Raw genomic sequence first — 14866 nt, 5'->3', positions numbered from 1 at the left:
TACTCACGTAACATTTTCCACCACTATAGCATAGCCCATGCCGACTCCAACACACATGGTTGCCAAACCATATTTTCCACCACTTCGTGCTAATTGGCTAACGGCCGCTTGTACAATTCTAGTACCGGACATCCCCAAGGGGTGACCAATGGCAATGGCTCCTCCGTTAGGGTTTATTCTTGGGTCGTCATCGGCCAATCCCAGCTCCCGTGTACAGGCCAGGGCTTGTGCGGAAAAAGCTTCGTTGAATTCCATCACATCCATATCCTTTAGGGAAAGACCCGTTTTTTCCAAAACCTTTCTGGTGGCATACACCGGACCAATTCCCATGATTTTAGGCTCCACCCCTACTACAGCGGAGGTGACGATTCTGGCCTTTGGTGTTAAATTGTATTTCTGCAGTGCATCTTCCGAAACGACCAACATCGCCGCGGCTCCGTCGTTCAGTCCCGAGGCATTCCCCGCCGTAACCGTACCGTCCTTTTTAAAAACGGTTCGCAAGGTGGCCAACTTTTCCAATGTGGTATCCGGACGAATAAATTCATCTTGAGAAACCACTATGGGGTCTCCCTTCCGTTGCGGAATTTCCACATTGCAGATTTCTTCCGCCAAAACACCATTTTGCTGTGCTTTGGTCGCTTTCATCTGGGAATTGTACGCGAACAAATCTTGATCTTCCCGACTTATGTTGAACTTTTCCGCCAAATTTTCCGCGGTAATCCCCATGGCATCGGTGCCATACATTTCATGTAATTTTTTGTTTACAAAGCGCCAGCCAAAACTGGAATCCTCCATTTTGGAATCGTTACCAAAAGCAGTGGATGCTTTGGAAATCACATAGGGTCCACGGGACATGTGTTCCATACCACCGGAAATGAATACATCGCCGTCACCGGCCTTGATAGCCCGGTTGGCATGGACTACGGCGGACATTCCAGAGGAGCATAATCGGTTGACCGTTTCCCCGGGAACAGTATAGGGCAAACCGGCCAATAATAAGGCCATACGAGCAACATTCCGATTGTCCTCACCCGCTTGGTTATGGCATCCTAAAACAACATCGTCGATAGCCTCCTTGGGCAAGTTGGGATATTTCTCCAACAGGGCCTTGATGGGAATGGCCGCCAAATCATCGGCACGAACCGGGGCCAAGGCTCCTCTAAAACTTCCTATGGGGGTACGAATTGCGTCTACGATATATGCTTCTTTCATTCGGTTATGCTAATTGTTCTACAAATTTGGCGGCTGTCTTTTCACAGACTTCCTCCAAGCTACTTCCGGGTAAAATTTCCGTCAAGGTCAATTGCCCTTTAATAAATTTAAAAACCGCCAGTTCCGTAATCAGGACATCCACACAGTTAAAATCCGTAATAGGCAAGCTGCAGTTTTCCACAACTTTGCTATTACCGTCCCTATCGGTATGGCCTAAAGTAATAATTAATTTCTTTGCTCCGGAGGCCAAATCCATCGCCCCTCCAACGCCCAGAAGCGGTTTTCCGGGCACGGACCAGTTGGCCAGATTCCCTTGGGCATCTACTTCCAATCCCCCCATAATGGCCACATCAATATGTCCACCACGGATCATGGCAAAACTATCGGCACTATCAAAATAGCTACTACCCTCCAATGCCGTTACTGGCACTTTACCCGCATTTACCGGGTAATGCATTGCTCCTCCCCCATCTTCTGGTTCTGGGCCTACACCCAACATGCCATTTTCCGTATGGAGAATGATACCATCCTGGGGCGAAATATAATCAGCCACCAAGGTGGGGATTCCGATACCCAAATTCACCACATCGCCCTTTTCCAGTTCGGCAAACGCTCGCTTGGCCATGTTCATCCGTTTTTCATCGACCACTTTTGAGGATCCCACCGATGCCGAGATACCTAAATCTTCCAAGGTCAGTTTGCGTTCTACCAAATAATCCACAAAACAGCCCGGGGTATGTATTTCATTCGGGTCCAGCTCGCCCACGGGAACAATTTCCTGTACTTCCGCAACCACAATGTCCGCCGCAGTGGCCATGGCACGGTTAAAGTTTTGCTCCGTCATTCGGTATTGCAGATTTCCTGCCGTATCGGCTTTCCAAGCTCGTATAAAGGCTACATTCCCATGAATTCCTTCAATAAAAACCTGCTCTTTGCCATGCACTACCTTCGTTTCCCTTTCTTTTGCAATCAGGGTTCCTGCGGAGGTTGGGGTGTAAAATCCGCCAATACCGGCACCTCCGGCCCTGATTGCTTCTGCCAGGGTACCTTGGGGCAATAATTCATATTCCACCCGACCTTCTTGGGCGGCCAATACGGCTTCCCGATTTGAGGTAAAGAAGGAACCGATCATTTTTTTCAATTGTCCGTTGTTCAACAAACGTCCCCCACCCATATTGGGTTCCCCTACGTTGTTCGCAATATAGGTAAGGCCTTTGGTTTGGGTCTTGGCCAGTTCATGAACAATATTCACTGGATTACCCGTCATTCCAAAGCCCCCCACCATTAGGATATCCCCATTTTTTACAAGACTTGCCGCTTTTTCGGCACTGATTACCGGTACTGTTTTCATGTACTTTTATATTTCAAAGGATTCAAAGGGTAGGCCCACATAATTTTCCGCTATTGTGGTTTTATAGGCTCTGGACACTTTTAGATAATCGAACTTCGCTTTCTGTAAGCGATAAGTAAAGGAACCGTGGGCATCCTGCTTGTGGAATAGCTTGGTCATAAAATTGGAAAAATCCTGTGCCCTCCAAATGCGCTGCAAGGCGATACGGGTATAACTATCCATCTTGGCTTCGGAATTGTTTGAATAGAAATCCACAAAGGCATCTACCAAGTGTTTTACATCGGCAATGGCCAGGTTCATGCCCTTACCACCGGTTGGAGGTACAATATGCGCTGCATCTCCGGATAAAAATAAGCGGCCCGATTGCAAACTATCGATCATATGGCTCCGCATAGGCGTAATGCCCTTTTCAAAAATAGGACCTTCCTCCAATTCAAAACCGGGGGTGGCCAAGCGTTTGGAAAGTTCGCTCCAGATTCGGTCATCCGACCAATTATCGACCGACTCGTCATTATCTACCTGAATATACAATCGGCTTACCATTTCCGAACGCAGGCTATGCAAGGCAAAACCGTTCTCGTGATAGGCATAGATCAATTCATCCGTAGACGGGGCCACATGGGCCAAAATACCCAACCAACTAAAAGGATACGTAATATCATAGGATTGAAAGCTTTTTTTGGGCAAGGTCTTTCTCCCTATACCGTGGAATCCATCACAGGCCGCCACAAAGTCGCACTCCATAATTCCTTCTTCGCCGTCCTTTTCAAAGTAAATCTTTGGGCTTTTGGTATCAAAATCTACAATTTTGGTGGCCTTGGTCTCAAAATGCAATTCTCCACCCTCCTGTAACCAGGCATCGGTCAGATCCTTTACAATTTCCTGTTGGCCATAAATACTTATGGTTCTGCCTCCGGTTAATTCCCCAAAGGGAATATGAATACGTTCCTCATCAAAACTCAAATACACGCCATCATGAACGATACCTTCCTTGTTCATGCGGGCATCCAATCTCAATTCCTTTAAAATATCCTTGGTGTTCTGTTCTACCAGTCCGGCACGCACCCTCCCCTCAACATATTCCCGTGAGCGCAATTCAATAATTACGGATGCAATCCCATACTTTCTCAGCCAATTCGCCAGAACCAATCCGGCCGGACCGGCACCGATAATCCCTACTTGTGTTTTAATGTTGATCATGTTGCTATTCTTTATACTCCAATCCCAGTTCCTCAAAAACTTCCTCTGCCGAATGCATGGCATCGTTGGCGGCGGGCAAGCCACAATAAATACCCGATTGCAAAATCACTTCCTTGATTTCGGCCACGGCGACCCCATTGTTAAAGGCTGCCCGAACATGCATTTTAAACTCCGCCTTTTTATTCAGCGGTATCAGCATGGAAAGGGTAATGAGACTTCGGGTGTGTTTGGACAATCCCGGGCGGGTCCAAATCTCCCCCCAAGCGTATTGCGATATAAATTCCTGAAAATCGGTATTGAATTCGTTTTTATTCCTGTTCGCCCGGTCCACATGGGCACTGCCTAACACGGTACGGCGCACGTGCATCCCTCGGTCAAAACCATCTTCGCCCACTATAAAATCGATAAGGGTTTCCGCATAGTAGGCCGGTAATTCCGTACTGGGTAAATGCCGGGCATGGAACACTTTCAATTGCGCGCCCTCAATTTCCTTTTGCAGGGCTTCCGCTTGTTCCACATTGGTAACCTCATCCTCATCGCCCGTGATAATTAAGGTTTCCACCGAAATGTTTTTAATGTCTTCCCTAAAATCTGCAGCCCCCAAGGCCGCACAACATGCCGTATACCCAGCTAGGCTGTTGGCCAAAAAGATTTCTCTCATTTCCGCGACCCGGTAAGGACGGTTGATGTGGTAGGCCTTGGTAAACCACTTTTCCATCGTGCCGTCCACAATGGCCTGCATGCCTTGTTCGTTTATAGTCTTTATGCGATCCTTCCATCCTTCTGCCGTACCAATTTTAGCATCGGTATTGCTGATGATCAACTTGTGCAATCTATCCGGATGGTGTATCCCGAGATACTGCCCTATCATACCCCCCATGGACAATCCGCAGAAATACACTTTATCAATCTTCAATTGGTCCAATAGGTCGATGACATCTTGGCCCAACATTTCAATGGTATAGGGGCCCTCGGTCAATTCACTTTGTCCGTGGCCTCGGGTATCGTACTGCAACACCTTAAAATACGGCAAGAGGTGCGGCACCAAATCGTCCCACATCGTTAAATCCGCCCCTAAGGAATTGGAGAACATTAGCACGGGACTATTGGGCGTACCCTGTATTTTATAATTGGTCTTCATAGGTTTTTAATTAGACTTTTCTGAGTTCTATACATCGTAAATTCATTAAAAAGGGAGAATAAGTCGTTGCAAATTTTAAATTTGGGCCGACACATCGAGCCTTTCGGCTTCGCTCAAGATAAACTCAAAGTCGAGATGCAAGGCATTATCCAGTTTATAGTTGCCGATTGACCCCTCGACTGCGCTCGGGGAAACATTACACAAATTAATTTGCCTATGGACCACAAATAAAGAATTAATCATCGAACTCAGTATTGTATTTTCTCAACACCTTTTCTACCCACTCCACGCTATTACCAATCGCGTTTTCAGGTAAGAACAAGGCGTCCAAATTTTCTAATTGTGGATGCATCTCCTGCACCACTTCCTTCAATTGTTTTTGCTGCTGCATGGCCAAATGACACGCCTTTTTTACGGATTCATGGGCCTGCATTTTTCCGATGGATTTGGACAATTGTAAGGACACTTTCTCCGCATAGATGAGTCCATTCGTGATTTCGATGTTCTGCAACATACGCTCTTTATCCACTTCCAAATTTGCAATCAAATCTACCGATTTCTCCAAAGCGCCGGCGGTAAGCTGCATCAAAGTGCTCAAGGTTTCCCACTCGGCATGCCAAAGTCCTGCGGAACGTTCGTGTTCCTGAGGCATGGCACCGAGCATGGTAGCGACCAATCCCGGGGTACGGGTAGCATTGCTCAAAATGAGAGCACAGCTAACTGGATTCCGTTTGTGCGGCATGGTACTGGAGCCGCCCTTACCTTCGGCCGCCCCTTCAAAGACTTCGGCCACTTCGGTTTGCATCAACAGGGAAATATCCTTGGCCATCTTGCCCAAACTGCCCGAAACAATGCCCAAAAAAGAAGCAAAATCGTTTAGGGAATCGCGCTGCGACTGCCATGGAAAAGCAGGTTGCAACCCCAAGGCATCAGCCATTTTCTCCTGTACCTCGGTAGTGATATGGGCATTGCCACTGCCTACGGCACCGCCCAATTGTATGCTGTATAAATTTTCCTTTAAATGACCCAAGCGCGACAGATTGCGTGAACAACTTTCCAACCATCCGGCGGTCTTCACCCCAAAGGTCATGGGTTTGGCCTGTTGCAACAAGGTCCGCCCGATCATGATGGTCTTTACGTGGTCTTTTGTGGTCTGTACCAAAACTTGTTGCAAAGCTTTGAGTTTCGCTTCCATCCACTCCAGATAGTCCTTAGTGGTGAGAATGGTGGCGGTATCGATAATATCCTGACTCGTGGCTCCCAAATGCACATATTTGGAGGCCTCAAAATCCCGATTCTTAATAATCTTCGTAAGCTGTTTGACCAGCGGAATGGCCACATTGCCCCCCAAGACCACATCCGTCTTCAAACTATTTATATCCATGGCATCAACCACACAGCAATCCGCTATGATTTTCGCTGCGGCCTCGGGAATGATACCTTCGGACGCTTGGGCTTTTGCCAATTCGGCTTCCACCTTCAATAACATGGCCACGGCGTACCGGTCCGAAAATAATTCCGTCAGTTCAAGGGCATTAAAGGTATTGGCGTAGAGCGACATTTTATTTCTGGTTAGATTTCAAAAAATACGGTTTCCTTCGTCCCTTGCATGTGAATATTGAAGGTATAGCCTTCTCCGTTTTTCTCCGCTATCAGGGTCTGCCTACGGTCCTTGTCGATTGATTGTAATAGCGCGTCAGTTTGGTTTAGTTCCGCCTCATCCGAAAAATAAATACGGGTATAGGAATGCAACAATTGCCCACGCATAAACAAAATTACGTTGATATAAGGCGCTTCCCCGTTCACGGGTTTCGGTTTTATCGTAGTAAAGGTAAAGGTGTTCCCCTCGTCCGTTCCCGTGCCATAGCGACCAAACAGTTTATGTTCGCCATCATCTTGCCAAAGTTCCACCATAGCATCGTCTATGGCGTTGCCGCTGCCTTCATACACCGTTCCGGTGATGGTAATGGGTGTTATGTTCGTAAGTCCCCTGGTCATATCATTATCCGCCAAGCTATCATAGGCATAGCCGTATTGCTGCGGGGTGAGTCCGTATGCAAAATAGGGACCTATGGTCTGTGAGGGGGTCTGTTTTTTTAGGGTATCGCTCATGGTCACTTACAGATTTTCAAAAGGGGTTGCATGTTTTCCGCGCAACACAATGTCAAAACGGTAGCCTAGGGCAAAATTGGGTTCGGTGATGGAGAGGTCGAACTTGGAAATCAACAACTCCCTTCCCTTGGGCGGTACGGCCTTAAAAATAGGGTCGTGTTCAAAGAGCGGATCGCCGGGAAAATACATTTGGGTAATCAACCGACTTGTAATATTGCCCCCAAAGAGGGAAAAATGGATATGGTTGGGCCGCCATGCATTGGGGTGGTTTCCCCAGGGATAGGCACCCGGTTTAATGGTATAGAATTTATAATTACCGTGGGCATCGGTCATGCAACGGCCGGTTCCCAAAAAGTTGGGGTCCAACGGGGCATCGTGCTGATCCACTTTGTGTACGTAACGCCCGGCGGAATTTGCCTGCCAAAGTTCAATAAGGGTATGGGGCAAAGGATGTCCCTTTTCGTTGGTCACCTTTCCGTGCACCACAATACGCTCCCCGATGGCTTCGCCGTCCTTGACCGAATTTTTGGTCAGGTCGTGGTCCAAAGCACCCAGATTAAAATCCTTGAACAACGGTCCACTCCGGGTAATCTCCTTTTTTGGGGGCACCACCAAAGGCTGCAAAGGCGCCCGTAGCAGGGTGGATTTATACGCTTCGTGAAGGTAAGGCGGTTGCACTTCCCTATCAAATTGGTCTAAAAATTCAGAAGCCATTAGTCTTAATTTTTAATTATACTCTCGTATTATCCCTAATACACCATAACTGGTTGTCCCCTCGAGTCTTTCGTTTTGCTCCGCAAGGTGCGCTCAAAGAAAACATGTTTTCTTTTCACCCAATGCTCAAGATAAACTTAAAGTCGAGAGGTCTATAGGTTCAATTCATTTTAATTGAGGTCTCGCATCTCGACTGCGCTCGATATGACCGCTCGACCTGACACTAAAAGTGCAAGTAAGATTATCAACGGACAATCGATTCATCCATTCAAACCTACTAAAACATTGATATTTACTCTTGGATATTTTTGTTTTATTATTGTACAAAATAAACATTTTATCCGTTTTATATACCGAATATGATATTAAATTATCCTTTAATCTATTGAAATACATATATTTACTTTTTTATTGATAATTTAAGATACCTGTTTTAAATATACATAAATGAACGACCTCCTCCGCTACCAAGGCCTGTATGGCGAGCAGCAGTTGCCCATGGTGTCCGATTTCATCCATCTGGAACCCCTGCAAGACCGCAGCAAAATTTATGCGTGGGAAATTGAGGAACATATCCACACCGATCTGGTGCAGCTCTTTTTAATTTCCTCTGGAAGCGGTACTCTGTATTCCGAAAATCAAGAAGTCTCCTTAAATGCCCCTTGCGCGGTGACCGTACCCGCCAACGTACTGCACGGCTTTCATTTTGAGCCGCACATTACCGGACACGTCATGACCCTCTCCGTTTCCTTTTACGATACCCTGTTGCCCAACAAGCCCGACCTTACCCGACAATTGGGGCAATTGGCCTGTATTTCCTTTACCGACCGTCCCGAACGTTTTGCGGAGTTCGACTATTGGAAGGACAAGATTCAGCAAGAGATTTTTGACAATGCGCCCGAAAAACTTTTGGCCCTCAAGACCTATTTTGAAATGCTCTACCTGGAACTGTATCGCGAAAAGTTTAGGACCCGAACGGCCGATTTATTCACCAACAACCGCAACCTGGCCTATTTTCAACAGTTTCAGGAACTCATTCGGCAACATGCCCAAGACCTGCCCAGCATCAAAACCTTTGCTAAAAAACTCGGTATTACCCAGACCCACCTCAACCGGGTATGCCATACCGTGGCGGGAACCTCTGCCTTAAAAGTGGTGCAAGACTTTACTATTGCCGAAGCCAAAAAATACCTGTTGAACACCTCCTACTCCATTGCCGAGGTGGCCTACTTCCTCAACTTTAACGACCCCGCCTATTTTAGCCGACTTTTTAAAAACCGGGTGGGCGTAGCGCCTGGGGAGTTTAGGAAAGGGTGATTTTGTTTTTTGACAACTGGTATTTATTTTGCCTTGACTGCCCCAATACCAAAAGTAAAAGCAGCAAACATCAAGAGAACACCGGGGACAGCAGCCCCTAAATAGAATGCAAAAGCAGCATCTATACATACCATAACCGCTATAAAGAGTAATGAATTTTTAATTCCATTTCCACTAAAGAGTGTCCAAATCCCCAATCCAGCAAATCCAAAAAGTTGAACGGACGGATGTGCAAATAACACCGGAAAAATAGTCTTTACAATGAGTTCAGTATTTGATTGCTGCACAAGGTTGTTTACATATCCAATGCCACTGATATGAAAAATGGCCATAATAACAAGAAGTATGGAACCGATGATGGTTGCTATTTTGACGATTTTAGATTTATCCATTGTATAGCATTACCTACTATTCATATGGATAGACGCAAAATAGCTTAAAAAGGTTGTCTCGAGCGGTTTTTTCAACCAAGTCCGACATATAGGTATGATTAGAAAGGGATAGCATTTACAGCACTATGGTACTACTCCAATGCAAATGTGGCCATACCTGCTATTCAGGTACAACGGTAACGATAACGCGTTTGTATCTTGTTAAGGAAGGGCTGCCTTTATCGGAGAGCTTCAAAATAAAATGAAGGGTTTCCTTTTTATCCACTTCAGGCGCCGTAAGGTTCACGATATGAACATTCTCCGCCCCCATATAGATTTCCTTTTGATAGGTACTTTCCTCCGGATAGTGGAACCATAAATAACTCAGGTTATCCCCATCAGGGTCGGTGGATTTAAAAGCATCCAGACTAAAAGCTTCGCCCGATTTTACGGTAAACTCCTCAGGATGGGTCAGACCGGGCACCGGTGGATGATTCGCCTCCTTATACGTCATCAAACACCAGTCCATACGGGCGGCAAAATCATTTTGAAAATCATCCCGCCACCGCCATAGGGTGGCCTTATTATTCTTGAAGGTAAGGGTATCTCTTTTTACGGTTCTCCCATATTCTTGGGGAACATAAGGCGTGTACGTATCATCAACATTCGTCCAAATAGCCCGGGTCTCGGGAGCAATGGTTACCACCGAAGTTCCTTTTTTGGTCTTGTCAAATTCCGGTTTGTAGAGCGCATATCGACCGCCCCATGCCCCCCATTCCGGATGTTTGGGTGTGTTAAGTCCGTTGGGTATCAGGGACAAAAACGCCGGGGTATCCCCTTCCATGCCCCAAGCCACATCGGGATATTCCGCACCTAAAGGCCCATGGTTCTGCTGAATATTTTCGGCAATCCACGCATTGCTTATGCTACGGTTATCGATTCCGTTGATATACGTATTGATTCCCGTCCAAGTCGCCGAGGCATAGTGATCTCCAGGGGAAACAATATAAAAAAGCTCGGGAAACGTATTGCGTATCCAAAGGCCGCTGTCATCCTGATCGGAAATGGTATACACCCTCAGTTTTGAGATCATCCGTTGGGCTTCGCTCTTACTTTTCGTTTGTTTTATTTTATGGAGGGATTGCGCCAGGGTATTTACCCCGCCCCAAACCGAAATCCATAAGGGACGATCATCCTTTTCTTCCAAGACCTTAATGATCCAATCGGAACCCTCAGAATCTTTACCGTGGCCTACACCGTCCATACCGTACACCGGAAGTCCTTTTTTGATCAAGGACAACAAGGCTTCCGATTCAGGATAGCCAGATTCGTGCTTGAGAAGGTTGGGCTGTACTTTTCCATACCCTCGGATTACCCTGGCAATGGACTCGGGATTTATTTTGTTTTGCATCCAGCATGAGGTGGTGGCCACCAGCCCCTTGATATCGATTTGATTGGAATAGAGCAGCAAACGCACCAAGGACTGCGTATCATCTGGATCGGCTTCAATATCCGTTAGGATAATGACCCTGTTTTTTTGATGGGTTTGGGCGAGCGATGAATTGCTGATGAGCAAACAAAGAGAAATAAACCACAAAAATATCTTCATAGAAATAAGGTTAGGTGCAGCGCCTGAAGATGTACACCGTTTAGCATTGTTTATGTTGATTAAGACTTATCGATGGATGCTAAAGTTAACAAAACCGAATTAACATTCTTTCAATTTCCTTACTTCAAAAACCTTGTTGACGTTGCGCCAGGGAATTTAGGAAAGAGAGATTTTGGTTTTTGAATAACTTCACCAAAGGCCACACCTAATTATTATGGTTATATGTTTTCGATTTAGTTAAAGCTTTCGCCAATTTTAAATTCAGATGGTTTAATTTGCTGATATTTTAATTATATTTTTTAATAAATTTTTCTTTACCTAAATCGATAAGTTCATAATCAACATCTTTAGTACAGGCTCTAAAAGTCTCTTCAGACTGATGAAATGAAGAAAAGACAATTGATTGAGTACTATCATAATTACCTAATCTTTTTAACAAAAATTGAAGGTCATTATCTCCAGCTTCTTGTTGTCCAGGTTCGTCAAGGATGAAAAGTTTAGGATGATTACAATCAAATTTTTCAGAAGTTTCTTTTAAAGCAATAGTATAACTCCAAATTGCTCTGGTAAAATCACTTGCTGATGAATCAAATTTTAAAGAATATCTGTCTACCACAGGCATTAAGGTATCTCTTGATATACTTATACTGTCAATTGTTTTACTCCTGTAATGAAATTCGCCAAGTAGTTCTTTAAATATTCTTTCCAACTCCGATATTTTCTTGTAATCGAATGCAGAAAGTGATTTTGGCAACTTCTTTTCTTCACTTAATATTTGTAACCATTCGTCCGATAAACTCTTGAAATCTTCTTGAAATGAGGCTAACTCTTCGTATTTTCTACGGTACAAATCGAGTCTTGCTTTTAACTTCAATCGCTTTTCTATTAGTTCAATTGATGGTAATCGGTTGTCGCTAGTTAATTGTGTTTTAAGAGTTCGGATATCACTTCTTGTTTCTGAAATTTTAATGTTGAAAAGGTCAATACGTTTTTCTAAATCAGAGATGTCGTTTTTGTGATTTGAGATATAAATTTTGATTAGATTAATTTGCGCCTTTAGATATTCCAGATTTTCCTCTATCTGCATCGGAACAATTTCAATATCTTTAGGAAGTAATGAATCATTCAGACCTTGACTACAATACGGACAATTGTCGTGTGCGATTGCAAAACCTTGTTCAGCACCTTTCTTTTTAACTTTTAGATGATACTCATTTTGAACCTTGTCATTTTCAAGTTCTAAAAGCCTTTCTTCAAAAGACTTATACTTACTTATTGCTAAATTCTTTTGATTAATTGTTGATGAGAGATTAATAGAATAATTACTTAATTGTTCATTTAGCCTATTAATTCGTAATTCAGACTCCTCTGCTGCTTCACCAACATTTGGAACCTCTAAATCAACCAATTCTTCATATTCTTCTTCAAGTGTGGAAATATATTCAGATATGTTATATGTTCTTTCCTCTGTTTCATATACTAAATAAACTGAATTAGTAGAGTCTATAATTTCAGGTTGAGTTCCAACACCTCTTATTTGACAAGCTATTTGGTTAGCAAGTGATTTAAATTCATTGTATTTGTTTCTCCAATCAAATATTAAATCATTCTTGTCTTGTTTTAATTTTGATTTACGTTGTTGTATTTTCCAAGAATCTAGATTCAGAAGAAATTCTAATGCTCTTGTTTCTTTATCTAATAATGCATAGTACGGAATCGTTGCTAGAAAGTCTGTCCAACCTGCTTTTTGCTCAATAATGAAGCTAGGGAAAATATTTTGAAGATATAATTTTCTAAAGCTTCCATCTTTGTATTGCACTTGCGGTAATTCCCAACCCATAAGATTCTCAAGAAAAGAATGGAAGCCAAAAGCATTTTTACTATCAGCTGCTCCTTTGTCGTGAACATACATAGGGACATAGTCATATTGTTTAGGCTCTGTTAAAAGTGGTCCATTAAAAACTTCGACTAATCCTGAATTTTTTGATTCACTAGAGATATATCTTTTTACTGTAACGATAGTATTACCCTCAATTTCTAAAAGAATATTTGATTCAATTACATTTGCTTCAATCTTATTCTCGTTATTAAGTATTTCGCTTTTAAGAACAGATTGCATTGTTTTCTCGTTTTTACCTCCAATAAGTTCTTCTAAACCTAGACAAAATAAAATTGACTGAAACAGCGTACTTTTTCCTGTTGAATTGAAACCTTTTATTATTGTTAAACTATCACTAAACTGAAGAAGTGGTGTTCCATAAATACCTTTGTCAGTATTGATTGTTATTTTTAAGGCTCTTATTTTAAGCATTCTTCCATTGATTTATTAATCCGTTAATAATTTTTTCCGGAATCTTCTTTCCGATTAATTTTAAAACCTGTTTTTCATCTACAAACAAAGCGTCATCTTCAATTATTTGTTCTACAAACTTTCGTCCCTTCTCTAAAAGCTTATAATTACCTTTATCAAAGTCAACTAATTTTTCAGCGTAGGCTAAATTTAATGCTCTATTTAAGGTTGATTCAATACCGAAAAACTGAAGTTTTTTTTGATAATTTGAGGTTACAAAATCTTTAAGAATATTCAAGTTTTCGTATGATTTTAAAGCCCAAGAAAACATATGAAGCTTTAGCAAGCTCGCTTTACCTGCATAACCATTGAAATAAAGTATTAAAAGAATTTGGGAAACCTTATACATAGGTCTGTAGTTAACGTATAAAGGCATTTCTCTTTCTGTGAATGATATGTATTTGTTTTCCTGCATTTAACTAAAATCTAATGAACATTCTAAAATCCAAAAAGAAACCAAATACGCTGTTAATTCTTCCTTATTAGATTCTGATAAAAAATGAAATTCTTTATTGATAAGTGCTTTTACAGTACTGTCTATTTCTTTAAGCTTTTCTCTGTTATCATTAACAGGAATAAGACTTTCTTTTGCTACTCTCTTTCCCAGTGTATTTCTTACCCGAACAAATTTTTCATAAAGCTTGTTATTAAAATTTGACCATTTCTCTAAAATATCTTCCCCTACTAGGAAGTCTTTAATCTGTGAATCGGTAAGACCAACTATGTTTTGAGCATAATTTTTTTTAGGATTATCAGGAAAAAGTTTTGCATTTTTTCTTAAACCATTTTCGACAAAGGTGTTGTTTTCATATACAGACTTAAAGTCTTCTATTTTTTGATTAGTCGGTTCAGTACTAGTGAAGTCTATTTCTTGATATGTAATTGGTTTTAATAGTCTTTCTGTATCAATTACGCTAGGAATTTCTGGCAGAAAATATTCATAATCTTTTAAACCAATTTCAAAGTCATCATCTATAAAGTCCAAATTCCAACTTTTAACTAGATTTTCTTTTGTATTACAGTGCAAAATCAATTCCTTGGATTTAATCAAAGGTGTAGTGAAATGCCAAATTTTTATTTTATTACCATTGAGTATTTTTCTTAATTTAACTTGATAATCGAATAATTTTTGAACGTCCGTAGTTATTTTATCTCTTTGATGCTCATAAAGTTCTTTATCAGTATATTCTTTTTCTGGACAATAACATTGGTAAGCGTCACCGATTGAATTATAACCATCAAGTCCGTAATCACCACCTGAATCCGCTGGCACAGACTTAAAATTATGATTTTGGTGTTTTATCTTTAAGCAACTTTGACAAAAAGCTTCCCATTCGTCGCCATCTGTAAATGTCAATCCAATTTCGGTTAGTTTTATCATATTCAATTAATACTTATCTAGCGTTGGCTTATGTGTTGGCAAAAAATCACATGTGCTATTTGCTCGTTGGCTTTTTTAACTTGATTATTATGTCCTGTATACGATGCG

At 42.3% G+C, this 14866-nt stretch carries 14 protein-coding genes; 1 reads left to right on the top strand and 13 read right to left on the bottom strand.

Annotation, left to right across the window (positions count from 1 at the left end; genetic code table 11):
- Positions 1 to 3: 3 nt before the first annotated feature.
- The 8 genes from pcaF to PP182_RS11205 all read right to left on the bottom strand — a co-directional run bounded on the left by pcaF (position 4) and on the right by PP182_RS11205 (position 8303).
- Positions 4 to 1212: a 3-oxoadipyl-CoA thiolase gene (gene pcaF, locus PP182_RS11240; protein WP_272651347.1), complete on the bottom strand. Its 1209-nt coding sequence runs from the start codon at positions 1210 to 1212 to the stop codon at positions 4 to 6.
- A 4-nt stretch (positions 1213 to 1216) separates the two neighbouring features.
- Positions 1217 to 2563: a 3-oxoacid CoA-transferase gene (locus tag PP182_RS11235; RefSeq protein ID WP_272651346.1), complete on the bottom strand. Its 1347-nt coding sequence runs from the start codon at positions 2561 to 2563 to the stop codon at positions 1217 to 1219.
- 6 nt (positions 2564 to 2569) lie between these two features.
- A complete protein-coding gene (locus tag PP182_RS11230) occupies positions 2570 to 3763 on the bottom strand; it encodes a 4-hydroxybenzoate 3-monooxygenase (protein WP_272651345.1) in 1194 nt (397 codons plus the stop codon).
- A gap of 4 nt (positions 3764 to 3767) precedes the next feature.
- On the bottom strand, positions 3768 to 4904 hold the full coding sequence (pcaDC, locus tag PP182_RS11225; protein ID WP_272651344.1) for a bifunctional 3-oxoadipate enol-lactonase/4-carboxymuconolactone decarboxylase PcaDC: 1137 nt from the start codon (positions 4902 to 4904) through the stop codon (positions 3768 to 3770).
- A 235-nt stretch (positions 4905 to 5139) separates the two neighbouring features.
- Positions 5140 to 6465, bottom strand: coding sequence for a 3-carboxy-cis,cis-muconate cycloisomerase (pcaB, locus tag PP182_RS11220; RefSeq protein ID WP_272651343.1), 1326 nt, complete (start codon positions 6463 to 6465; stop codon positions 5140 to 5142).
- A gap of 11 nt (positions 6466 to 6476) precedes the next feature.
- The gene (gene pcaG, locus PP182_RS11215) at positions 6477 to 7016 is read right to left on the bottom strand and encodes a protocatechuate 3,4-dioxygenase subunit alpha (protein WP_272651342.1); all 540 of its coding nucleotides are present in this window, start codon (positions 7014 to 7016) and stop codon (positions 6477 to 6479) included.
- Between the two features lie 6 nt (positions 7017 to 7022).
- Entirely contained in the window at positions 7023 to 7730 is a 708-nt protein-coding gene (pcaH, locus tag PP182_RS11210; protein WP_272651341.1) for a protocatechuate 3,4-dioxygenase subunit beta, read from the bottom strand.
- 408 nt (positions 7731 to 8138) lie between these two features.
- Positions 8139 to 8303, bottom strand: a complete 165-nt coding sequence (locus PP182_RS11205; RefSeq protein ID WP_272651340.1) for a hypothetical protein — start codon at positions 8301 to 8303, stop codon at positions 8139 to 8141.
- A 15-nt stretch (positions 8304 to 8318) separates the two neighbouring features.
- Here PP182_RS11205 and PP182_RS11200 point away from each other — a divergent pair, with 15 nt between their 5' ends.
- Positions 8319 to 9047 (top strand): helix-turn-helix domain-containing protein, encoded by a 729-nt coding sequence (locus PP182_RS11200; RefSeq protein ID WP_272651339.1) that lies wholly within the window; start codon positions 8319 to 8321, stop codon positions 9045 to 9047.
- Between the two features lie 23 nt (positions 9048 to 9070).
- On the opposite strand, the gene PP182_RS11195 is transcribed toward PP182_RS11200, so the two are convergent.
- The 5 genes from PP182_RS11195 to PP182_RS11175 all read right to left on the bottom strand — a co-directional run bounded on the left by PP182_RS11195 (position 9071) and on the right by PP182_RS11175 (position 14758).
- Entirely contained in the window at positions 9071 to 9439 is a 369-nt protein-coding gene (locus tag PP182_RS11195; protein WP_272651338.1) for a hypothetical protein, read from the bottom strand.
- Between the two features lie 160 nt (positions 9440 to 9599).
- Positions 9600 to 11027 carry a DUF1593 domain-containing protein gene (locus PP182_RS11190; protein WP_272651337.1) on the bottom strand — a complete coding sequence of 476 codons (1428 nt, stop codon included), beginning with the start codon at positions 11025 to 11027 and terminating at the stop codon, positions 9600 to 9602.
- Positions 11028 to 11313: 286 nt separating this feature from the next.
- Positions 11314 to 13338: a hypothetical protein gene (locus PP182_RS11185; protein WP_272651336.1), complete on the bottom strand. Its 2025-nt coding sequence runs from the start codon at positions 13336 to 13338 to the stop codon at positions 11314 to 11316.
- On the bottom strand, positions 13331 to 13792 hold the full coding sequence (locus tag PP182_RS11180) for a hypothetical protein (protein ID WP_272651335.1): 462 nt from the start codon (positions 13790 to 13792) through the stop codon (positions 13331 to 13333). The genes PP182_RS11185 and PP182_RS11180 overlap by 8 nt, the downstream gene beginning before the upstream one ends.
- Complete coding sequence (locus tag PP182_RS11175; protein ID WP_272651334.1) at positions 13793 to 14758, bottom strand: hypothetical protein; 966 nt, start codon at positions 14756 to 14758, stop codon at positions 13793 to 13795.
- Positions 14759 to 14866: the final 108 nt, after the last annotated feature.

Origin of the sequence: Maribacter sp. PR1, assembly GCF_028464145.1 — a bacterium.
Classification (GTDB): domain Bacteria; phylum Bacteroidota; class Bacteroidia; order Flavobacteriales; family Flavobacteriaceae; genus Maribacter.
The sequence above is the reverse complement of the archived record's forward strand: the minus strand, read 5'-3'. Positions and strand labels throughout refer to the sequence as shown.

Coding starts and splice junctions, on each gene's coding strand:
- pcaF (WP_272651347.1), bottom strand. CDS start 1,212: ATGAAAGAAGCATATATCGTAGACGCAATTCGTACCCCCATAGGAAGT.
- PP182_RS11235 (WP_272651346.1), bottom strand. CDS start 2,563: ATGAAAACAGTACCGGTAATCAGTGCCGAAAAAGCGGCAAGTCTTGTA.
- PP182_RS11230 (WP_272651345.1), bottom strand. CDS start 3,763: ATGATCAACATTAAAACACAAGTAGGGATTATCGGTGCCGGTCCGGCC.
- pcaDC (WP_272651344.1), bottom strand. CDS start 4,904: ATGAAGACCAATTATAAAATACAGGGTACGCCCAATAGTCCCGTGCTA.
- pcaB (WP_272651343.1), bottom strand. CDS start 6,465: ATGTCGCTCTACGCCAATACCTTTAATGCCCTTGAACTGACGGAATTA.
- pcaG (WP_272651342.1), bottom strand. CDS start 7,016: ATGAGCGATACCCTAAAAAAACAGACCCCCTCACAGACCATAGGTCCC.
- pcaH (WP_272651341.1), bottom strand. CDS start 7,730: ATGGCTTCTGAATTTTTAGACCAATTTGATAGGGAAGTGCAACCGCCT.
- PP182_RS11205 (WP_272651340.1), bottom strand. CDS start 8,303: ATGTTCCTCAATTTCCCACGCATAAATTTTGCTGCGGTCTTGCAGGGG.
- PP182_RS11195 (WP_272651338.1), bottom strand. CDS start 9,439: ATGGATAAATCTAAAATCGTCAAAATAGCAACCATCATCGGTTCCATA.
- PP182_RS11190 (WP_272651337.1), bottom strand. CDS start 11,027: ATGAAGATATTTTTGTGGTTTATTTCTCTTTGTTTGCTCATCAGCAAT.
- PP182_RS11185 (WP_272651336.1), bottom strand. CDS start 13,338: ATGCTTAAAATAAGAGCCTTAAAAATAACAATCAATACTGACAAAGGT.
- PP182_RS11180 (WP_272651335.1), bottom strand. CDS start 13,792: ATGCAGGAAAACAAATACATATCATTCACAGAAAGAGAAATGCCTTTA.
- PP182_RS11175 (WP_272651334.1), bottom strand. CDS start 14,758: ATGATAAAACTAACCGAAATTGGATTGACATTTACAGATGGCGACGAA.